Source organism: Hymenobacter nivis (genome assembly GCF_003149515.1).
GTDB lineage: Bacteria > Bacteroidota > Bacteroidia > Cytophagales > Hymenobacteraceae > Hymenobacter > Hymenobacter nivis.
In genome coordinates, this window is the sequence record NZ_CP029145.1 from 1387466 (window position 1) to 1409583 (window position 22118).

Here is a 22118-nt window from a genome sequence, read left to right on the forward strand (position 1 = left end):
TTGGAATTGCGGCCGGAAGCCTGGTGATTGTTTGGTTGTCAGTTGCTCGTTGTCAGTTATTCGTTGTCAGTTGTTAGCCTCAAATGACAGTATTTAGGAAGACCTAGCAACTGACAACGAGCAACTGACCACTAAAATTAGATGTTCAGCATTTGTTTCACCCGGTTCATGTCGGCGCTGCTCACGAGGCCGGCATGGGTAAGGTTACGCTTGCGCTTGGTGCTCTTCTTGGTCAGAATGTGCGATTTATAGGCGTGCTTCCGCTTCACCTTGCCCGAGCCGGTGAGCGTGAACCGCTTCTTAGCACCGGATTTCGTCTTTACTTTCGGCATTGTAGTGGGGTTTGGGGTGGTTGTTGATTGTTTGTTGATTGCTGACCGACCGTGGGCCGGGAAGCCATCCGCAACCGGATATGCTATTCAGTATCGGCCTCCGCGGTGGCCGGGGCTTCGGCTTCCTGCGGCGCAGCCTCTTGGGCAGCGGCCGGCTTGGGGGCCTTTTTCTCCGGCTTGTCGCCGGCAGCAGCGGGTTTCGCGGCGGGCTTGGCTACGATAGCGGCTTTGGGTGCAAGGTAGAGAAACATCCGTTTGCCTTCGAGCTTGGGGAGTTGCTCTACTTTAGCGAGGTCCTCAAGGGCCTGGGCAAATTTGAGCAGCAGGATTTCGCCCCGCTCTTTAAACACAATGCTCCGGCCGACGAAGTGCACATAGCTCTTGATTTTTGCGCCTTCGCGCAAAAATTCCTGGGCGTGCTTCACCTTGAAAGCAAAATCGTGCTCGTCGGTGTTGGGTCCGAAACGAATTTCCTTGAGGACAACCTTGGTTTGCTTGGCCTTTAGCTCGCGGGTTTTCTTCTTCTGCTCGTACTTAAATTTCGAGTAGTCGATGACGCGGCAAACGGGCGGCGTGGCCGTGGGCGAAATCTCGACGAGGTCGAGGTTTTGCTCCTGAGCCATTTTACGGGCTTGGTCTGTGGTGTACACACCCTGGGGCACGTTGTCGCCAACTAGGCGGACTTCGCGGGCCAGGATCTTCTGGTTGATTTTGAACGGCTCCTCCACCTGCTGGCGGGGCACGTACCGACGATTCGGGGTTGCTATGGTTTGGTCCTCCTGCGAAAAAAGTGGCTGAGAATAGATTTTAGGGCTGATTGGCCTGAGTAACCCCTGGCAATCAGGGGGCAAATATCGTTATTTTTATTCGTAAAGGCAAACCAGCACGGTTAACTTTCCATAAACGAGGCCGCCAGGGGCCCAGATAGCGGGGTTCCGGCGGCTCGTTTACTGAAAACCAGGGCACTGGCGCACGCTGTTTTAGATGGCTGCGGCTACCTGGCTTTGCACGCTGGCGATAAAATCGGCCACCGACAGGGCCCCCAAGTCGCCTTCGCCGTGGCGGCGCACGCCGACGGCCCCAGCTTCGGCCTCCTTCTCCCCTACGACTAATAAGTACGGGGTCTTAGCCAATTCCGCGTCGCGGATTTTACGGCCAATGCGCTCGTCGCGGGCATCCACAGTGCCACGCAGGTCGGCGGCTTCCAACTGGGCTTTCACCTCGTAGGCGTAGTCAATAAACTTGTCGGAAATGGGCAGCACGATGAACTGCTCAGGCGTGAGCCAGAGCGGGAAATTACCAGCGCAGTGCTCAATAAGAACCGCTACAAAACGCTCCAGCGAGCCGAAGGGGGCCCGGTGCAGCATCACGGGGCGCTGCTTAGTGTTGTCGGACGCTACGTACTCCAGGTCAAAGCGTTCGGGCAGGTTGTAGTCTACCTGAATGGTGCCCAGCTGCCAGCGGCGGCCCAGCGCATCGCGCACCATGAAGTCGAGCTTGGGGCCGTAGAAGGCCGCCTCGCCCAGTTCCGTGACGGTGATAAGGCCTTTTTCGGCGGCGGCTTCCTGGATGGCGCTTTCGGCCAGGGCCCAGTTCTCGTCGGAGCCGATATACTTGGTTTTATTCTCGGGGTCGCGCAGGCTAATTTGGGCGGTGTAGTCTTCGAAGCCCAGGGCCTTGAAGACGTACAACACCAAGTCAATCACCTTCTTAAACTCGTCCTTCACCTGGTCGGGGCGGCAGAAGATATGGGCATCGTCCTGGGTGAAGCCGCGCACACGGGTGAGGCCGTGCAGCTCGCCCGATTGCTCGTAGCGGTACACGGTGCCGAATTCGGCGTAGCGCACCGGCAGGTCGCGGTAGCTGCGAGGCTCCGTTTTGTAAATTTCGCAGTGGTGAGGGCAGTTCATCGGCTTGAGGAAGAACTCCTCGCCGGGGTTGGGCGTGCGGATGGGCTGGAACGAGTCGGCCCCGTACTTTTCGTAGTGGCCGCTGGTGACGTACAGCTCCTTGGACCCGATGTGAGGCGTGACGACGGGCTGGTAACCGGCCTTCACCTGGGCCTTGCGCAGGAACTGTTCGAGGCGCTCGCGCAGGGCCGTGCCCTTGGGCAGCCATAGCGGCAGGCCGGCCCCCACCCGCTCGCTGAACGCGAAGAGCTTCAACTCTTTGCCTAACTTACGATGGTCGCGGCGCTTGGCTTCCTCCAGGCGCTCCAGGTACTCGGTGAGCTCCTTGGCCTTGGGAAACGTGATGCCGTAGAGGCGGGTAAGCTGCTTATTTTTCTCATCGCCGCGCCAATAGGCCCCGGCCACGTTCATAAGCTTCGCGGCCTTGATGGTGCTGGTGTCAGGAATGTGGGGCCCCCGGCAAAGGTCGGTAAAATTGCCCTGGGTGTAGAACGTGATCTGGCCGTCTTCGAGGCCGTCAATCAATTCCAGCTTATAGGGGTCCTGCTTCTCGGTGAAGTAGGCAATGGCCTCGGCCTTGGGCACTTCGCGGCGCACGTACTGGCTTTTGGCCTTGGCCAGCTCCACCATCTTCTTCTCGATTTCGGGAAACTCGGTGCTACTGATGGTACGGCCTTCGCCGAGGTCTACGTCGTAGTAAAAGCCATTTTCGACGGCCGGGCCAATGGCCAGCTTCACGCCGGGATATAAGGCCTCCAACGCTTCCGCCATCAAGTGGGCCGAGGAGTGCCAGTAAGTGGCTTTGCCGGCATCATCGTTCCAGGTGAGGATGGCCACGCTTGCCTGGTCGGGCAGGGGGCGGTGCAGGTCGCGTACTTCGCCGTTCACGTTGACGGCCAAAGCGTTGCGGGCCAGGCCCTCGGAGATGGAAGCGGCCAGGTCGTAGCCGGTGGCGTGGTCGGGTAGCTCGCGGGGCGAGCCGTCGGGAAGGGTAATATGCAGCATAACTAGTGCCCGCGATGAGCGCAAAGCAGGCGCAAGTTACGCCCGAGGCAGGGAGTGCCTGCACGTACGGAGTGGATGGAGCCGGGAATGGCAACGCAAACAAGCCGCGGGCGGCGCAGACGCCGGGCCCCAATTCATCCGATTCCTTACCGCACTTGCTACGGGCGCGGCTCACGGGTTCGGGCATTAGTCAAACGGCCTGCCAGTTCACGTAGCCGGTGCGGCTGGGAGTTTGGATAGTGTTTGGCCTCCTTGCGCGCCTGTGCGCCACTGCGGCGGTAGGCCGCCTAACGAGGGGCTAGGGGTGCCACGGCCGGGGGCTGGGCCCGCGGGGGCCCCGGGTAGTAGAGCGGGGCCGGGCGCAGGCTATCGGGCAGCAGCAGGCGGGCGCGGTTACCCACCTTCCACACCTTAAAAGTCCAGTGCGCATTACCCGGGTTTTCGGCCACCAGCAGGCGGTACTGAGCCAGGGCGGCGGGCAATTGGTTATGAGCTTCAAGGGCTTCGGCCAGCAGGGCGCGGGCTTCGGGCAGGCGCGGATTGCGGCGCAGGGCACGGGCCAGGTGCGGGATGAGGGTGGCCGGGCGCTGGCCGTGGGCCCCGGCGGCCAGCGCCAGGCGGTAATCGGCCCGGTACTGCGTGGTGTCCAGCACCAGGGCGCGGCGGTAGAACCAGGCGGCGCTGTCGGTCACGCCCTTTAGCTCCAGCTGGCGGCCGTAGTCGTAGTGCAGGGCCCCGGAGGCGGTGTCGAGGCGCAGGCCACGGGCGGCGTAGCGTACGGCTTGCTCGGGGTCGCGCAGGGCGTTGTAGAGAAAGGCCAGCTGGTGCAAAATCTCCGGCTGGCGCGGCTCGCGGGCCAGGGCCGCCCGTAAGTAATCGAGGGCCTGGACGGTATCGGCCGAAGCGGCGTAGGCCAAGCCTTTGTAGAACAGCGCCGCCGGCTGGTCGGGGTCGAGGCGCAGGGCCCGGTCGAGGTTGTCGAGGGCGGCGGGGTAGTTGCGGGCCGCCAAATGGGTTTCGCCCACCAGCAGCGGTAGCTCGGGCCCCGTGAAGCCATTATCGGCCGCTTGGCGGGCGGCGGCCAGGGCTTCGGGCAGGCGGCCCAGCATCCGCAGGGCCCGGGCCTGCAGAAAGTACAGGGGACCGTCGTCGTCGTCGGTCAGGTCGAGGGCAGCGGAGGCATCGCGCAGGGCGGCGGTGGGCTGGCCAGCGGCCAGGCGCAGGGCGGCGCGGCGCGAGAGCAGAGCCACATTGCCCGGCTGCTGGCGAAGGGCCCCATCCAGCTCATCGGCCTGCACGCGGGGCCCACTCTGCACGGTGGCCAAGTCCACGAGGGTATCGGGCCGCTCGGCGGGGGCCGATTGGCAGCCTGGGAGCCCCAGCGCCGTGGCCAGCAGCCCGGCAAGCAAAATAAACGGCGCGCAACGCATGCCCAAAAGTACGGCCCGCTGCGCCCTTAGGGCCCTGGCACGGCAGGCGGGGCCCCGGCGGCGGCGGCGGCCCCCTGCCGAATCCGCAGCTGCCGCTGGGCGCGGCGGGTGGTAGCCCGTTGCAGGGGCTCCAGCAGCTGCTGGCACAAGCGGTTGATAGTCAGGTCTTCGCTGGTGAAAGTGGGCAGGCGCACGGCTTTTTGCAGCAGGGCCACGGCGCTGCGGCGGCGGCCCTGATAGCGGTACATGCGGGCGAGGTCGTAATAAAACGAGGCCCGCATCGAATCCAGCCGGATGGCCGTTTCGAGGCTGCGCATGGCATCGGCCACGCTGCCGCCGGGTGGCACCCCGCCCAACAAGACTTTACTATAAATGCGCTCCAGTACGTTGTAGTGGCCCACGCGGTACTGCCAGCGGCCCAGCAGCTGCCAGGCTTCGGGCAGGTCGGGGCGCTGGGCCACGGCCAGGAACACGTAGGAGCGCAAGTCGCGGAATGCCGCCAGGCGGTTTTCCGAGCGGTACAAACCCGCCTGGCTAAACAAGGCCAGCGCGGCGGCGTAGTTGCTCTCTCCGCCCTCGGGGCGTAGGGCCAGGGCCCGGTCGGCGTAGCGGGCAGCGGCGGTGAAGTAGGCCGCTTTGCGGGTTTCGTCGGAGTACCGGGCCCCTATTTTCACACTCAGCACGGCCGCCTGCCACAGGGCCAGGTAGTGCACCGGGTCAATTTTAAGCACGTTCTGGTACGCGGCCAGCGCCTCCGAATCCTTGTAGCGGTTGACGAGCCGCACGGCGTCGAACAGCTTTTGGCGCACGGCCATCGGGTCACCCACCACCGTATCGGGCGGGGCGGCGGGGGGCGCTTCGGCCGGCGCAGGCGCGGGGGCCCCAGGCACGGCCGGCTGCTGGGCCATTGCCGGTCCCCCCGCGCCCGCGAGGCCGCACGCCAGCACGGCCCGCCCCAGCCACCTCCCCCACTGCCTAAGCCCGCCGCCGCGCACAGCTGCTAAAACAAGCCCAATTGCGCCTTAGAGCGGCTGGCCACTTCGCGGGCCTGAGCTACTTCCTCGGCCGTTACGGCCACGGTACCTTCATCGAGCACGGCGGTTTCGGCAGCGTCGGGCGTGGGGGCCCCGGCGGCGCGCTTGCGTGCGGCCTCGCGGCGCTGGGGCTCGGGGCCCTCGTCGGTAAGCAGGTCCAGGGCGTGGATTTTGTAGTAGTTCAGCTTGTTGCCCATGGCCTTCCAGCCCTTTACGTCAATGAACTCGTGCAGGCCGATTTTCTCGGTTTCCTTATCGCCCTTCTTGTCTTTCTGCACTTTCGCTTCCACCAGCGGCTCGGGATGAGCTGTAATGGCCAGTAGCTTCGAGCCCTTGGTTTCGGTGATGAAGGTAAAAGGCTTGCCCAGCGTACTAGTTTCGATACGGAAACGCTTGACGTAGTGGATCTTCGTATCGCCATCCATATACACCGCACTGAGCACCGTTTCAGGGTCGTACTTGCGCAGCAGTACAATGTTGGGCACGTCGTAATGGTTGCCCGGGTCGGGCGTGGTCAGCTCGTAGCTGCCGTTGCGGAACACCACCAGCACCGTTTCGTCGGTGTCGAAGGCCCCCAGGTAGCGGCCGTGGCCGGCGGTGTTGAGGCGGCCCACTACGGCGTCGAAGAAGGTTTCGCGGCCGCCCAACGTGCTGTCGCCCCGGCTCTTCTGGGCAATTTTCTTGATGAGCTGCTTGGTCACGATGTTGCCCATCGAGCCCTTGCCCTTGATGGCCAGCTCGGCGAAGTCGAAGTCGAACTGCTTTACCCGGGCCGCGGCCTTGTCGCTGAGCTGGATGGTCACAATCTCGCTTTCCGAGTTGGGGTTGGCCGTGAGGTACAGGATTTTGGTGCCTTTGGTGCCCTTGGTCAGGTCGTAGGCCTTGTCGCGGGTGATACCCGAGACAAGGAAGCGCTTAGCGAAGCTGATACCCGAGGCCCCGTCCACATACACCATGTTGTACACCAGCCGGTCGTCGTTCTTGTTGTACACGCCGACGTGCAGGATGTCCTTGCCCACGAAGGTTTTCTCCGCAATGCGGCTCACCACAAACGTACCGTCGCGCTTGATAGCAATGATGTCGTCGAGGTCTGAGCAGTCGCACACGAACTCGTCCTTCTTCAGCCCAAAGCCCACAAAGCCGTCCTGGCGGTTTACGTACAGCTTCTGGTTGGCCACGGCCACCTTCTGGGCCGTCACCACGTCGAAGGTGCGGAGCTGCGTTTTGCGCTCGCGGCCTGCGCCGTACTTCTTCAGCAGGCCCTCGAAGTAGGCTACGGCGTAGCGGGTGAGGTTGGCCAGGTGGTCGGCCACCTCGGCTAGCTCGTCGGTCAGCTTTTGCAGGTAATCGTCGGCCTTGAAGCCATCGAACTTGCTGATGCGCTTGATGCGGATTTCGGTCAGGCGCGTCAGGTCGTCCTCCGTCACGGGGCGGCGCAGCACCACGCGCTGGTCGTTGGCCTTGGGCTTGTCGCCGTCCACGCGCACGAATTTCCTCAGGCCCGCGTCGATGGTTTCCAGGATTTGCGCCCAGGTTTCGGCTTCCTCGATGCGGCGGTAGATGCGGTTTTCAATGAAAATCTTCTCCAACGAAGCATTGTGCCACCGCTCCCACAGCTCCTCCTGCCGGATTTCCAGCTCGCGTTCCAGCAGGCGCACCGTGGCCTTAGTACTCTGGCGCAGTACGTCCTCCACGCCCACAAAGCGGGGTTTATCGTCAATAATGACGCAGGTATTGGGCGAGATGCTGATTTCGCAGTCGGTGAAAGCATACAGCGCGTCCATGGTGAGGTCGGGCGAGACGCCGGCTGGCAGCTGCACCTGGATCTCCACCACGGCCGCCGTGTTGTCCACCACCTTCTTAATCTTGATTTTATTGGCCTCGCTGGCCTTCACGATGCTTTCCATCAGCGCCGTAGTGGTGGAGCCGTAGGGAATATCGCGGATGATGAGCAGCGTTTTGTCCACCTTCTCGATGGTGGCGCGCAGCCGGATTTTGGCCCCACGCATCCCCGAGTTATAGTGCGTCGCGTCGCACAGGCCCCCGGTGGAGAAATCTGGCAGCAGTTGCACCTCCTTGCCGCGCAGCACCGCAATACTGGCCTGGCACAACTCGCAGAAGTTGTGGGGCATAATCTTGGTGCTCAGGCCCACGGCAATGCCTTCCACACCCTGCGCCAGCAGTAGCGGGAACTTGACGGGCAGCGTGGTGGGCTCACGCTTGCGGCCGTCGTAGCTGAGCTGCCACTCGGTGGTGTCGGGGTTGAACACTACGTCGAGGGCAAACTTGCTCAGGCGGGCCTCGATATAGCGCGGGGCCGCCGCGCCGTCGCCGGTGCGCACGTCGCCCCAGTTGCCCTGGGTTTCGATGAGCAGGTCCTTCTGGCCCAGGTTCACCATGGCGTCGCCGATGCTGGCGTCGCCGTGGGGATGGTACTGCATGGTTTGGCCAATCACGTTGGCCACTTTGTTGAAGCGGCCATCGTCCATCTCCTTCATGGCGTGCAGGATGCGGCGCTGCACGGGCTTGAGGCCGTCCTCAATGGCGGGCACGGCGCGCTCCAGAATCACGTAGGAGGCGTAGTCCAGAAAGTAGTTCTGATACATACCCCGCACCGTGGCCACGTCGTGAATGACCTCGCCGGGCGCGAATTTGGGGTTTTCCTCCTCCTGCGGCTCGGCCTCGGCCAGGGGCTCGTTTTCAGCGGTGAGCTGGGCGGTGAGGGCCTCGTCGCCGGCAGCGAGCTCGGCGTCTTCCTCGGCGGCGGGCGAAAACGCGCCCAGGTCAAAATCGACCGAATCGCCGGCCTGAAGATAAGGGTTGGGTTCCGACGCGTCGGAGGCGCGGGACTCGTCGGCGGGGAACAGCGAGGCGGGACCGGGGGTAAGGGGTGTATCCACGAAGAACAAACGGGTGAGCGGCAAGATGCAGTCAAATGTACCGGCGGCGGGGCGGCGGCGCAACTTCTGGCAAGGCTTGGGGCCCCCGGAAAGTTCCGCCCGCCCGGGGCAAAAGTGGCTTCGGGGCCCCCGTAAGCCGCTCGTGTCGCCGGCGCTGCCTCCCGGCAAATCTCATCGCCGAAAGCCCGTTCAACCCGCTGCTCACCTCGAACAACGCCCGGCACGTGACGCTGCTGCGCGCCAACCTGATCGACCAGATTGGGCACGCCACCGGGGCCCCTCGTGTACAAGGTCCTCATTACGATGGCCGCCCACGAGAGCAGGGCTGTTTGCTACCCAGGAGAGCGGCTTGTTCGGTGTGGCCTTCAATGAGGCCCTGACCGATAACGGCGTGAAGGACTCGGGGAGAACCGAGCCACTCGCCATCATCACCAGCCTGCAAACCCAGGTAATGGGCCCGTAAGACTGGCTGATTTCAACGCAAAAGCCCCCGCCCGAATAATCGAACGGGGGCTTTTCACAGTAACTAAAAAAGACTAGTTTACCGTCATGTCGGCCCGGATTTCGCCGCCCTTATAAGTCATAGTATGCAGGTTAGCGTACACCCCGTGGTTAAGCAAGGCCGTGTTCTGATCCATGGTAAGCTGCTTAGTGCCAGTAATAGGCGATACGAAACCGTCGCCGGTGGCGTTATTAAAAGGAAAGACGTAAAAAATGCCGCCATTAGCGCCTGGGGCCCCCATGTGAAGGTGTGCCCCTATAGGCGTCAGGCCCGTAAACGTGACGGTGTATGTCAGCACCATCGCCGTTTTATCGTAGGTGCCGGTGATAGTGCCCGTGGCGGCGGAAGTCACAACCGGTACTTGCTGGCTACCGCTGAAGGTGCCCAGCGTGGGCTGCACCGGCGCAATGTTAGTGGTCTCTTTTTTACAGGCCGTAGCGGTCATCAGACCAGCCAAGAGTAAGAGGGAAGCGAGTAAATTTTTCATGTAATCGTAGGGCGGTTAAGTAAAATGCTTGTGCAAGCCTTAAACGAGCTTGTTCGAATTAAGTTTAGAGATTATTCCCCGCCGGGCCCTCGGGGCCCTATTCCGCTTCCACCACCTCAGCGGCGGGCAGCGCGTCGCTGGTCACGAGGTCTTTTTCCAGGCGCAGGTTTTCAATGATGAACTGCTGACGGTCGGGCGTATTTTTACCCATGTAGTAGGTGAGCACCTGCTGAATGCTGCGGTCGGACTGCAAAATCACGGGCTCCAGCTTGATGTTATCGCCGATAAACCTGCCGAACTCCTCCGGCGAAATCTCGCCCAAGCCCTTGAAGCGGGTGATTTCGGGGTTTTTGCCCAGCTTGCGCATGGCGGCCTGCTTCTCGCCCTCGTTGTAACAGTAAATAGTTTCCTTCTTGTTACGCACCCGAAACAGCGGCGTTTCGAGGATGAACACGTGGCCATTGCGCACCAAATCGGGGAAGAACTGGAGGAAGAACGTGAGCAGCAGCAGCCGGATGTGCATGCCGTCCACGTCGGCGTCGGTGGCGACGACCACCCGGTTATACCGCAGGTTCTCGATGCCTTCCTCGATGTTCAGGGCGTGCTGAAGCAGGTTGAACTCCTCGTTTTCGTACACTATTTTCTTCTTTAGGCCGTAGCAGTTCAGCGGCTTGCCGCGCAGGCTGAACACAGCCTCCAGCTCCACGTTGCGGCTCTTGGTGATGCTGCCCGAGGCCGAGTCGCCCTCGGTGATGAAGAGCGTGGTGAGCAGCTCCTTTTCGGCCCCATCCTTAGCGTTTTCGCCCAGGTGAAAGCGGCAATCGCGCAGCTTACGGTTGTGCAGGTTGGCTTTTTTGGCGCGCTGGTTGGCTAGCTTTTTCACCCCGGCCATGTCCTTGCGCTCCCGCTCGCTCTGCGTGATGCGCTTGAGCAGGGCCTCGGCGGTAGCGGGGTTCTTGTGCAAGAAGTTGTCGAGGTGCTCCTTCACAAAGTCCAGGATGAAGCCGCGCACTGTGGGGCCCTCGTCGCCCATGTTTATCGAGCCGAGCTTGGTTTTAGTCTGACTCTCGAACACCGGCTCCTGCACGCGCACCGAAATGGCCGCCACAATGGAGCCGCGGATGTCGGCCGCGTCGAATTCCTTCTTGTAAAACTCGCGCACCGTTTTCACCACCGCCTCGCGGAAGGCGGCCAGGTGGGTACCGCCCTGGGTAGTGTACTGCCCGTTCACGAACGAGTAGTATTCCTCGCCGTAGTCGTTGCCGTGGCTCAGGGCCAGCTCAATGTCGGGGCCCTTAAGGTGGACGATGGGGTAGCGCAGGTGCTCCACATCAGCCTTGCGGCCGAGTAGGTCGCGCAGGCCGTTTTCGGAGAAGTACTTCTGCCCGTTGTAGTTGATGATGAGGCCCGCGTTGAGGTACACGTAGTTCCACATCTGGTTTTCCAGGTACTCCGGGATGAAGCGGTAGTTCTTGAAAATGGTGTCGTCGGGCTGGAAAGTGACCAGCGTACCGTTGCGCTGCGGCGTTTTCTGGGGCTTGGGGTCTTGCACGAGGCGGCCCTGGGCAAACTCAGCCGACTTCATCAGCCCTTCGCGCACGCTCTGCACCAGGAAGTAGCCGCTCAGGGCGTTCACGGCCTTGGTGCCCACGCCGTTGAGGCCCACCGACTTCTGGAATACCTTGGAGTCGTACTTACCACCGGTATTGATTTTGCTCACCACGTCCACGACCTTGCCCAGCGGGATACCGCGGCCGTAGTCGCGCACCTGCACCCGCTGCTCCGAGATTTTGATGTCGATGGTGCGGCCGTGGCCCATCACGTGCTCGTCGATGCAGTTGTCGATGACTTCCTTCACCAGCACGTAAATACCGTCGTCGTAGGCCGAGCCGTCGCCGAGCTTACCGATGTACATGCCGGGCCGCAGGCGGATGTGCTCGCGCCAGTCGAGCGAGCGGATGCTGTCTTCGGTGTAGCCGTGGGCGGGGGCCGCGGGAGTGAGTTCGTCGCTCATGGGTAAAAATCCGTATGGGGCAATTGCTGGGTAAAATAACGCACAAAACGGTGGCCAACCGCCGGCCGGGCTGCCAGGCAGCTTAGCCAGCGTCGCCAATCCTGTTAGTCGTTTCACCACCATCGGCCGGCGGCGCTTGGTTCGTCACGGCCTTCATTGCATTTCTTCTTCGCGCTCATGCAACCGTCTCCTATCCCCACCACCCCACCGCGGGCGATGCCGCCGCCCAACAACTTCACCCCCCCCCGCAACCTGCCCTCGCCCATGCAGCGCCACGCCCCGGCCGAGGTGAAGCAGTCGGGGGTTGTGCACTACACCTTCCTGCTCATCGGCCTCACGCTGCTGGTGTACGTGCTGCACGCGCTCGACAGCATTCTGCTACCCATCCTGTTCGCGGCGCTGCTCTCGGTGCTGCTGCTGCCGTTGGTACTGCGCTTCGAGCGTTGGAAGCTATCACGCATCTGGGCCATCATCTTCGCTTTGCTCCTCGTAATTGTGGCGCTGTTGGGCATGTTCTACCTGTTCGGCTCGCAGATTATGAGCCTGCGCGACGAGTTGCCCAAGCTGCAAGAGCGGGCCGTGCAGTACTTCGACCAGATTCAGCAGTGGGCCAGCCACAAATTTGGCTACCAGCCCATCAGCAAAGACCAGCTCATCGAATCCGGCCTGGAATCGTTCAAGTCATCGGCTGGCGGCTACCTGGGCTCCACGCTCAGCACCACGGCCGGCGTGCTGAGCGTGACGACGCTGGTGCCGATTTACATTTTCTGCTTCCTCTACTACCGCGACCACATGCGGCAGTTCCTGTTTCGCTTCGTGAAGCCCGACCGGCGCACCGACGTACTGCACACCATGGATAGCATCCAGGTGGTGGTGCAGGCCTACATCCAGGGCCTGCTCACGGTGATTGTAATTGTATCGGTGCTGAATTCCATCGGCCTGCTGGTGCTGGGGGTGAAATTCGCCGTGTTCTTCGCCATCTTCGCCTCGGTGCTGGCTATTATTCCCTACATCGGCATTTTGGTGGGCTCGGCCATTCCAGCCCTGGTTACGCTCGTCGACACGGGCTCGCCTACCAAAGCGCTGGGCGTGGTGGGGGTGTTCGTATTCGTGCAGTTTCTGGAAGGCAACTTCATCACGCCGATGGTGACGGGCTCGAAGGTGAGCATTAACCCCATGGCGGCCATCATTGCCCTCATTTTGGGGGGTGAGCTGTGGGGCACGCCGGGCATGATCCTCAGCATTCCGCTGGTGGCCGTGCTCAAGGTGGTGTTCGACGCCAACAAGAACACGGAGCCGTGGGGCTTTTTGCTGGGCGACGTGAGCGACGGCGCCGAGTTGAAATTGGCAAATTCGTCGGCCAAAGAAGGCTTTTTTATGCGCGCCTGGCACAAATTACGGCCCGGGTAGGGCCCCGGGCGCAACCCCGCGCCGGGGGGGGCCGTAAATTCTTGCACAAGTCCAGCACTTCTTTTCCACCCCCACTTTCAACCTGATTATACCATGGCTAGCACCCTCACCGACACTACCACCCGAGCCCTCACCGATCTACTCAACCTCAACCGCGCCTCGACCAAAGGCTACCAGGAAGCCGCCGAGGAAGTAAAAAGCGCCGACCTGAAATCGCAGCTCGGCCAGTTTTCGCAGCAGCGCGCCGGCTTCATTTCCGACCTGGAACGCTGCGCCCAGCAGTACGGCATCGACGCCGCCAACTCGAACACCATCGAGAGCGTGGCCACCGACGCCGCCGCCGCCGTGCACCGCGGCTGGATCAATATCAAATCAGCCATCACCAGCCAGGACGATTCGGCCGTGCTCGCAGCCGCCGAAACCGGCGAAGCCGCGGCCCTGAAAGGCTACGAAACCGCCCTGGCCGCCAAGGACCTACCCGCCGACGTGAAAAGCGTGCTCCAGCAGCAGCACGGCAAAGTGCTGGAAGCCAAAAACTGGCTCACAGCCCACAAAACCAACTAAGCTGACGCGGCCTGTTATTAACTGATGTTACGCAGCACCTGCAGCTATCTGCTGGAAAGGGTACTTGTATGGACTGCAAAAGCCTGTTTCCAGTAAGCTGACGAAAGGACTGCGTAACATCAGTTAAGTAGTCGCGCAAAAGTAACCGTAGCAAAAAAGGCGGTCATGCTGAGCGCAGTCGAAGCATCTCTACCGCAATAGTAATTATTTACTTGCGAGGTAGAGATGCTTCGACTGCGCTCAGCATGACGTTCAATTCAATACGCTTACTTGTGTGTGAGCACTTAATTGCTGGTTGTCGGTTGTCGGTCTGTATAAATATTCTGATAACCGACAACCAGCAACTGACGATTCGCCTAATTGATTGCTAAAAAGAGCGGCCCCCGGGCCGCTCTTTTTTTGTGGTGCCCCGGCCGGGGCGCGTTGTAACCTTCCGGGACGCTAAATTTGTTAGCCTGATCTTCCGCCCGCCATTTTCCGCTGCCCTTTGTACGCCATTGTCGATTTAGAAACCACCGGCGGCCAACCCGCCCAGGACCGCATCACCGAGATTGCCGTGTACATCCACGACGGCGAAAAGATCATCGGTGAGTACGCCACCCTGCTCAACCCCGGGCGCAGCATTCCGCCGTTCATCACCCAGCTCACGGGCATCACCAACGACATGGTGCGCGACGCGCCTAAGTTCCACGAGGTGGCGCGCAAGGTGGTCGAGATCACCGAAGGCTGCGTGTTCGTGGCCCACAACGTGCGGTTCGACTACTCGTTCTTGAAGAAAGAATTTGCCGACCTGGGCTACAATTATTCGCGCAAAACGCTGTGTACTGTGCGGCTCTCGCGCAGCCTCATTCCGGGCCAGCCCAGCTACAGCCTGGGCAAGCTGTGCCAGAACATCGGCATCCCGCTGAACGGCCGCCACCGCGCCGCCGGCGATGCCCACGCCACGGCCCTGCTCTTCGGCCGCCTGCTCGGCATTACGCAGGAAGGCGAAGCCGGGGCCCCCGGGGCCCCCACCGCCGACACGCTGGCCCAGGTAGATGCGCTGGCTCCCGCCGGCCGCCGGCCCGAGGGCGCCGGGGCCCCTGCCAAAGCGCCCTCGGCACGGCGCGTGGCCGTGGTGCAGCAGGCCATTAAAACGGCCCTGCTACCGCCGCTCGTCAGCCCCGAAATGGTGGCCGCGCTACCTCAGGCCACGGGCGTGTACTACTTCCATAACGAGGCCGGCGAGGTGATTTACGTGGGCAAGAGCATCAATATCTACAAGCGCATCCAGCAACACTTTGCCGTCGATGTGAAGTCGCGCAAAAGCTTGGAATTCAAGAACTCCATTGCCGACATTACCTGGGAGCTGACCGGCTCGGAGCTGGTGGCGCTGCTGTATGAATCGCACCTGATTAAGCAGCTCAAGCCAGCTTACAACCGGGCCCAGCGGCGCTCGGTATTCCCGGCGGGCATCTATTTGCGCGTGGATGAGCAGGGTTACAAGCGCCTGCTCTATGGCCGCGCCGACGCCCGCAACGCCGAAATTCCCATCATCGCCCTCGCCAACCAGTACAAGGCCCAGGGCTTTCTGTACCACAAGGTGGCCAAGTACAACCTGTGCCAGAAGCTGTGCGGCCTCTACAAAACGCCCGGCGCCTGCTTCGATTACCAAGTGCACCGCTGCCTGGGGGCCTGCGTGGGCCAGGAGGCGCCCGAGGCCTACAACACCCGTGTGGACGAGGCCATCGACAGCATCACCTACGAGCACCAGTCGTTCGTGGTGATTGGCGCGGGCCGTACCGAACTGGAAAAAACCATCGTGCTGGTCGAGAACGGCCGCTACCTGGGCTTCGCCTACGTGGACGAAACCTTCACGGCCCGCCGCATCGGCGACTTCCGCGACGTCATTAAGTCGTACACCGACAACAAGGACACGCAACAGATTATCCGCCAGTACCTACGCACCAAGCACAAGGGCGAGGAGGTGAAGATATTTGCGTGAACGACCCGGCAATCAGGGCCCTGCTCTACCCGCTGCTGGCCGGCGGCGTGTACGTGGACGAGCTGCCCACCGGCAGCACCCGCGCCGACGTGGTGCACATCACCGAGCACTTCATGCACGGCTACGAGGTAAAGGGCGACCACGACACTTTGCAGCGCGTGCCCAACCAGCTGCGCTGCTACGCCGCGGCGTATGATTTCGTCACGTTCATGGTGACGGAGAAGCACTTGCCGAAGCTGCTGCCGCTACTGCCCGCGTGGGTGGGCATCCTGGTGGCCACCGAGGACGGCCTGCGCCCGCACCGCCCGGCCGCCTACAACGCCACTGTGGCGCGGGCCCCCATCGCCGCCCTGCTCCTGCTCGAAGAGGTGAAGCAGTTCCTGCTGGCCCTGGGCCTGACGGGCGTGAGCACGCTGCGGGGCCGCGACATTGCCCACCTGCTGCGCACCAACAACCGCATCCCGCTGGCGCACTTGGCCCAGTACGTACGCGAGCGGCTGATGGCCCGCCTGCCCCAGCGCCTGCTGGCCCGCGCCGCACGAAAGGTCGAGCGCGACCGGCTAGCCGCCATCCGGCAGCGGCGGCCGAAGCGGCCCGTCCGGGGCCCTAAACCGACGGCAAAAAAGGCGAAATAGGTGGCTGGAGAGACAATTTGGCATCTGATGCGACCAGGCAGCAACCCATCCACGAGTAAGTTACTTTTGTAGCTGTGGCCCCAAAACCTGAACCCACCGCCAAGCGCGCCGAGCTGCCCATGCGCTTAACCCGCTTGCGCGTCAAGAACTTCCGCAGCGTCGCGGATATCGATATTTCCTTGTCGCCGCTCACGGTATTGGTGGGCCCCAACGGCTCCGGCAAAAGCAATGTGATGGATGCCCTGCGCTTCGTACGCGACGTGTTCGCGCGCGGGCTGGACCAAGCCGTGATGGATAGGGAGGGAATGGGGATTGTTCAACGTTGGGGAACGGAAGGGGAAAGTATTACAATTGGAATGAAACTAAGTACCCGTTGCTAATTAGTTTGATGTAGAAAACGTCATACTGAGCGTAGTCGAAGCATCTCTTATTCGGGAATAAGTACAATGTTTACAATTATTTACGCAGCATATATGCTTCAATAAGCTCAGCATAGCCGTCTATTTTGACATAAGCTGTTTATCAATGGGTACTTATGCGGGGAATCACAACGACTTATTCGATATTATTCCGCAGTTTCAGCGGCTGGTGGCTTGGTGCAAGGCCGCGGGCATTAAGCTGAAAGGGGTACGACTAAATATGGGGGGAAAGTTTGATTACAAAAAGTTACGACGTTTTTGTTTTCAACATGGTATCATTCCCGACGTGAAAGAGAATCCGCGTAATCGAAAAAACCGAAGCCTGGACAAAAACGACTATTTAACGAAAAATCGTATAAAAACCACTTCGTTTGCGAGCGTACCTGGGCCTGGTTTAATTCTTTTCGTACGCTGTTATACTCGTCACGAAGTAGGGTGCGGGGCTTGTCCCCGCCCGTCGTGGAACGAAATCCGACCGAACCGTTCAAGGACGGGCGGGGGCAAGCCCCGCACCCTACTTCGTTTTCGCATTCCACTTCGTGCGCTGTTAGTACGATTTGAGACTTCAATTGTCAGTTGGAAATCCTGGCATTATTTAGCAGCCTTTATGATAGTTGATAAAGTTTAAATCTCTTCATTAAGAAGTTAATTCGGAATACATGAACTTCATATTACGCTTACGCTGCCGTTATGCTGGCGCCAGACCGAGGCTTTTGAGTCCCGAGATTATTCGCATTTGCCCGGGGCTAATAGCCGGTAATCAATTGCGGCAGCCGAACGGTTAGATGGGGGGCCGGCGCGGTTGCGGGCGCACGAACCGTTCTTTGCAGCCTCACTCCCTCCGCCTTCCCAAACGCTCGTCTTGTCCACTCCCTCCGAAACACCGGCCATCATGCTGCGGCTGCGCCACGAAACCCGCCCCTACCACGACGCCCTGGAGCAGCAGGCCTTCAACCGGGCCCTGGCGGCGGGCGCGCCCACAGCGGCCGGCACGGCGCAGTTCCTGGCCAGGATGTACGGCTTCTTGCAGCCCTACGAAACGACCCTGCGCGCCCACGCGGCCGACTTTTCACCGGCCTGGGACCTGGCCGAGCGGTTCCGTGCCCACCTCATCTTGGAAGATTTGCCGGAGACGCCCGGGGCCCCTACCCCGCCGCTGTGCCCGGCCATGCCGCCGCTGCGCACCCGCGCCCAGCTGCTGGGCACCATGTACGTCATGGAGGGCTCGACGCTGGGCGGGCAGGTCATTGCGCGGCAGCTGGCCACGGCCGGCATCCCGTTGCGCCATTACTTCACGGGCCATGGCGCGCGCACGGGGCCCCTGTGGAAATCCTTTTGCCAGCAGCTGGCCGAGGCTGCCCCGGCCGCGGGCCCCGACGACGTGGTGGCCGCCGCCAGCCGCGCCTTTCACCACCTCGACGCCTGGCTGAATCAACCATGAACTTGACCGACAACGACTTGATAACCACCCCCGTCACCCTCACCAACTGCGACCGGGAGCCGATTCATATTCCCGGGGCCATCCAGCCCTACGGCTTTTTGCTGTGCCTCGACCCCGCCACCCAGCTAATTGTGCAGGCCAGCGCCAATACCGAGGCCCTGGTGGGCCTAGCCGCCGAAGACCTGCTGGGCGGCGGCCTGGGCCAGCTGCTGGGCCCCGCCCGGCTAGCCGAGGTGGCGGGCTGCCTGGCCACGCTCACCGAAACGGCCCAGCTGCTGGGGGCCCGGCTGGAAACGGTGGCCGGCCAGCCGTACTACAAGCTCATTATGCACCGCTACGACGAGCTGCTGTGGGTGGAGTTTGAGCCGGTGGTCGAAACCGACGCTGCGCCCCTCGACCTGGCCTTCCTGAACGCGGCCCTGGGCCAGATGCTGGCCGCGCCCACGGTACTCGATTTTTGCCAGCATGCCGCGGAGCAGGTGCGCGCCATCACGGGCTTCGACCGGGTGGCCATCTACCGGTTTGCGCCCGACGAGAGCGGCGAAATCATTGCCGAGGCCACCGCCCCCGACCTGCCCCCCTGGCTGGGCCTGCACTACCCAGCGTCCGACATTCCGCAGCAGGCGCGGGCCATGTACCTCAAAAACTGGCTCCGCTTCATCCCCGATGCGGCATACCAGCCGGTGCCACTGGTGCCCGGCCTCCGCCCCGCCACCGGCCGGCCGCCCGACATGACCTACGCCGTGCTGCGCAGCGTGTCGCCCATCCACCTCGAATACCTGCACCACATGGGCTCGGCGGCCACCCTGACGATTTCGCTCATCGACGAAGGCCAGCTGTGGGGCATGATAACGTGCCACCACCGCACGCCCCGGCTCGTGGGCTTCGAGTTGCGCGAGCTGTGCCAGTTCATCGGCAAAACGTTCTCGGCCCTGATTGCCGGCAAGGTGCGCGCCGACCAGCGCGCCGACCAGCTGCACGTGCGCGAGCGGCTGGCGCAGCTGCTGGAGCGCGTGAGCCGGGCCGACGATTTTGTGGAGGCCCTGGCCCAGCCGGGCCCCACCATCCAGGAGGTGTTCGGCTGCGGCGGAGCGGCCGTATGCTTCGGCGGCGAGGTGCAGTTACTGGGTGATACGCCCACTGAAGCGCAGGTGCGCAAGCTGTTGGCCTGGCTCTCGGAAAACGCCCCGGGGCCCCTGTTCCACACCGACTCGCTGGCCGCCCACTACCCGACGGGAGGGCCGGCGCTGCGGGCCACAGCCAGCGGCCTTATCGCCGCGGCCCTGGCCGACGCGCCCGGCCACTACCTGCTCTGGTTCCGGCCCGAGGTAGTGCAAACCGTAACCTGGGCCGGCCAGAACGACAAGCCCCAGCTACTGGCCGATGGGCAGATTTTCCTGTCCCCACGCCAGTCGTTCGAGGCCTGGAAGCAGCTGGTGGAGTATACTGCCGCGCCCTGGCAGCCCCTGGAGCTGGCCGCAGCCCACGAAATCCGCCAGCACGTGACCGATCTGCAGCTCAAGGCTTTCAACGAGCTGCAGGCCCGCACCCTGAGCTTGAGCGCGCTCAACACGGCCCTGGAGCGCAGCAACGACGAGCTGGATTCGTTTGCCTACGTGGCCTCGCACGACCTCAAGGAGCCGCTGCGGGGCATCCACAACTATTCGCTGTTTTTGCTAGAAGACTACGCCGCGCAGCTCGACGCCGACGGCGTGCAAAAGCTCCAGACGTTGGTACGCCTGAGCCATCGCATGGAGGGCCTGATTGAGTCGCTGCTCCAGCTCTCGCGGGTGGGCCACACCGACCTGGTAGTGATGGACGTGGACGCCAACGAGGTACTGGCCGAAGCCGCCGACCTGCTGCGCCCACGCTTCGAGCAAACCGACACCCAGCTGGTGGTGGCCGGGGCCCCGTGGCCCACCGTGCGCGGCGACCGGGTGCGGCTGCTGGAGGTGTTCAGCAACCTACTGAGCAACGCCATGAAGTACAACGACCGGCCCACCAAAACCATAACCGTGGGCCAGGGCCCCGCCGCGCCCGGCGGCCCCGCGGCGGCCGTTGACCTCGGTCAATATTTTTTGTTTTACGTACGCGACAACGGCATTGGCATCGATGCTAAGCACCACGGCAATATCTTTAAGCTCTTCAAGCGCCTGCACGGCCAGGAAAAATACGGCGGGGGCACGGGCGCGGGCTTGGCCATTGCTAAAAAAATGGTCGAAAAGCACGGCGGCCAACTGTGGGTGGAATCGGCCCTCGGCTATGGCGCTACGTTCTACTTTACCCTTCCAAAGACTATTTAAGTGATGTATAACGCTCTAAAACCGGTGCTCGTGGTGGAAGATAACGCCGAGGATTTTACGGCCCTGAACCGGGCCTTCCGCAAGCACGCGCTGCAAAACCCGGTGCTGCGCTGCGAAGACGGCGACCAGGCCCTGGAGTACCTGCAAGGCTACGGCCAGGCCGCGGGCTGGCCCCAGGTGCTGCCCGCGATTGTGCTGCTCGACCTGAACCTGCCCGGCACCGACGGCCGGGCCGTGCTGGAAATGGTAAAGAACGACCCGCGGCTGCGCTCCATCCCAATCATCGTGTTCAGCACCTCCAGCAGCGCGAGCGATATTGACACCTGCTACCAACTGGGGGCCAACAGCTACCTGACCAAGACCATCCAGTACGGGGCCATGGAAGAAAAAATCGGGGTCACCATCAAGTACTGGCTCAGAGCCGCGGAGTTGCCGCAGGCGTTGCAAGTTTGACCCGTGAAGAAAATTCTCCTCGTTGAAGACGATAAGCAGGACCAGGCGCTCTATAAGCGCTACCTAAGCCAGCACATGGGGCACGAGCGGCTCGAGTTTATCGAAGCAGCCACAGGCGAAGAGGCCAGGAGCCAGTTTCTGGTACACCGGCCCGACTGCGTGCTGCTCGACTACAAACTACCCGACGCCGACGGCCTCGACGTACTGGCCGAGCTGCTGCTGCTGGCTCCGCCCAAAAGCCTGTGCGTGGTGATAGTGACGGGCGGCGGCAACGAAGCGCTGGCCGTGCGCGCCCTCAACAACGGGGCCCTCGACTACCTGGTGAAGCAGCAGTTCGACGCCGCGCTGCTGTACAAAACGGTGTTGCACGCCATTGAGAAGAATGAGTGGCGGCAGTATGAGGCCCGCTACCACAACGAGGTGCGCGCCGTGAACCAGCAGCTGCGCGAATCACTGGACGCGCTGATAGAAACGCGCCAGGAAATCATCCTCAAAAATGCCCAGTTCGTGGCCGCTAACGTCGAGCTGGCCGCCACCAACGTTGAGCTGGCCCGCTCCAACCGCGACCTCGACAACTTCGTGTACGCGGCCTCGCACGACCTCAAGCAGCCGGTGAACAACCTGCGCGGCCTCTTCGACGAGCTGCGCCGCAGCGCCACCTTCCACGACCCCGAAGAAACCGAAGTGCTGCGCCTGGTCGATGCCTCGCTGCTCGACCTGCACGCCACCATCACCGACCTGGCGGCTACCGTGCAGGCCGAGCGCACGCTCGGCGGACCGGTTCCCGAGCCGGTGGCCTTGGCCGAGCTGGTGGCCGAGGTGGTGGCTGCCCTGGGGCCCCAGGTGCAGGCGTTGCAAGCCCGGGTGCACACCGATTTTGGGGCCCTGCCCGGGCTGCCCTACGTGCGCAGCACCCTGCGTACCATCCTGCTCAACCTGCTGGGCAATGCCTTAAAGTACTGCCACCCCGGCCGGGCCCCGCAGGTGTGGCTGCGCACGGCATGGGCCGCCGGCCAGCCCGTGCTGGAAGTGCAGGACAATGGCCTAGGCATCGATCTGGCGCGCCACGGCGCCGAGCTGTTCCAGCTCTTCCACCGCTTCCACCCCCACTCGGCCCCCGGCACCGGCGTGGGCCTGTTCCTGGTCAACCGCCTGGTGCAGGCCCAGGGCGGCCACATCGAAGTCACCAGCCAGGAAGGCCAGGGCACTACGTTCCGGCTGTACTTGCAGGGCCCGGCGTAGCCCGGCCAGGGGCCCTCAACGGGCGCAGAAGCGCCCTGCTGGCGCGGAGCCGG

The 22118-nt window shown here is 62.3% G+C and carries 16 protein-coding genes and 1 pseudogene; 9 read left to right on the top strand and 8 right to left on the bottom strand.

Features of this window, described 5'->3' with window-relative positions:
* Positions 1–137 precede the first annotated feature (137 nt).
* The 8 genes and pseudogenes from rpmI to DDQ68_RS06050 all read right to left on the bottom strand — a co-directional run bounded on the left by rpmI (position 138) and on the right by DDQ68_RS06050 (position 11614).
* A complete protein-coding gene (rpmI, locus tag DDQ68_RS06015; protein ID WP_109655496.1) occupies positions 138–332 on the bottom strand; it encodes a 50S ribosomal protein L35 in 195 nt (64 codons plus the stop codon).
* A gap of 209 nt (positions 333–541) precedes the next feature.
* Positions 542–1099 (bottom strand): annotated as a pseudogene (infC, locus tag DDQ68_RS06020) (translation initiation factor IF-3); the annotation flags it as partial.
* Positions 1100–1312: 213 nt separating this feature from the next.
* Positions 1313–3247 (bottom strand): threonine--tRNA ligase, encoded by a 1935-nt coding sequence (gene thrS / locus DDQ68_RS06025; protein WP_109655497.1) that lies wholly within the window; start codon positions 3245–3247, stop codon positions 1313–1315.
* A 287-nt stretch (positions 3248–3534) separates the two neighbouring features.
* On the bottom strand, positions 3535–4677 hold the full coding sequence (locus tag DDQ68_RS06030) for a tetratricopeptide repeat protein (RefSeq protein WP_109655498.1): 1143 nt from the start codon (positions 4675–4677) through the stop codon (positions 3535–3537).
* Positions 4678–4703: 26 nt separating this feature from the next.
* On the bottom strand, positions 4704–5585 hold the full coding sequence (locus tag DDQ68_RS06035; RefSeq protein WP_109655499.1) for a tetratricopeptide repeat protein: 882 nt from the start codon (positions 5583–5585) through the stop codon (positions 4704–4706).
* Positions 5586–5677: 92 nt separating this feature from the next.
* A complete protein-coding gene (locus DDQ68_RS06040; protein WP_109658332.1) occupies positions 5678–8401 on the bottom strand; it encodes a DNA gyrase/topoisomerase IV subunit A in 2724 nt (907 codons plus the stop codon).
* Positions 8402–9147: 746 nt separating this feature from the next.
* The gene (locus DDQ68_RS06045) at positions 9148–9600 is read right to left on the bottom strand and encodes a CHRD domain-containing protein (protein WP_109655500.1); all 453 of its coding nucleotides are present in this window, start codon (positions 9598–9600) and stop codon (positions 9148–9150) included.
* A 97-nt stretch (positions 9601–9697) separates the two neighbouring features.
* Positions 9698–11614 carry a DNA topoisomerase IV subunit B gene (locus tag DDQ68_RS06050; RefSeq protein WP_109655501.1) on the bottom strand — a complete coding sequence of 639 codons (1917 nt, stop codon included), beginning with the start codon at positions 11612–11614 and terminating at the stop codon, positions 9698–9700.
* 177 nt (positions 11615–11791) lie between these two features.
* On the opposite strand from DDQ68_RS06050, the gene DDQ68_RS06055 reads away from it, so the two are divergent.
* The 9 genes from DDQ68_RS06055 to DDQ68_RS06095 all read left to right on the top strand — a co-directional run bounded on the left by DDQ68_RS06055 (position 11792) and on the right by DDQ68_RS06095 (position 22065).
* Complete coding sequence (locus DDQ68_RS06055; protein WP_245897336.1) at positions 11792–13024, top strand: AI-2E family transporter; 1233 nt, start codon at positions 11792–11794, stop codon at positions 13022–13024.
* A gap of 93 nt (positions 13025–13117) precedes the next feature.
* Positions 13118–13588, top strand: coding sequence for a PA2169 family four-helix-bundle protein (locus DDQ68_RS06060; protein ID WP_109655502.1), 471 nt, complete (start codon positions 13118–13120; stop codon positions 13586–13588).
* 487 nt (positions 13589–14075) lie between these two features.
* On the top strand, positions 14076–15572 hold the full coding sequence (locus DDQ68_RS06065) for an exonuclease domain-containing protein (protein WP_109655503.1): 1497 nt from the start codon (positions 14076–14078) through the stop codon (positions 15570–15572).
* On the top strand, positions 15569–16207 hold the full coding sequence (locus tag DDQ68_RS06070; protein ID WP_109655504.1) for a sce7726 family protein: 639 nt from the start codon (positions 15569–15571) through the stop codon (positions 16205–16207). Before DDQ68_RS06065 ends, DDQ68_RS06070 begins: the two co-directional genes overlap by 4 nt.
* A 119-nt stretch (positions 16208–16326) precedes the next feature.
* Complete coding sequence (locus DDQ68_RS06075) at positions 16327–16587, top strand: AAA family ATPase (RefSeq protein WP_162549889.1); 261 nt, start codon at positions 16327–16329, stop codon at positions 16585–16587.
* A gap of 901 nt (positions 16588–17488) precedes the next feature.
* Positions 17489–18067 (top strand): biliverdin-producing heme oxygenase, encoded by a 579-nt coding sequence (locus DDQ68_RS06080; RefSeq protein ID WP_162549890.1) that lies wholly within the window; start codon positions 17489–17491, stop codon positions 18065–18067.
* Positions 18064–20370 carry an ATP-binding protein gene (locus DDQ68_RS06085; RefSeq protein ID WP_109655506.1) on the top strand — a complete coding sequence of 769 codons (2307 nt, stop codon included), beginning with the start codon at positions 18064–18066 and terminating at the stop codon, positions 20368–20370. Before DDQ68_RS06080 ends, DDQ68_RS06085 begins: the two co-directional genes overlap by 4 nt.
* A 3-nt stretch (positions 20371–20373) precedes the next feature.
* Positions 20374–20823, top strand: coding sequence for a response regulator (locus DDQ68_RS06090; protein WP_109655507.1), 450 nt, complete (start codon positions 20374–20376; stop codon positions 20821–20823).
* Positions 20824–20826: 3 nt separating this feature from the next.
* Complete coding sequence (locus DDQ68_RS06095) at positions 20827–22065, top strand: hybrid sensor histidine kinase/response regulator (RefSeq protein ID WP_109655508.1); 1239 nt, start codon at positions 20827–20829, stop codon at positions 22063–22065.
* Positions 22066–22118: the final 53 nt, after the last annotated feature.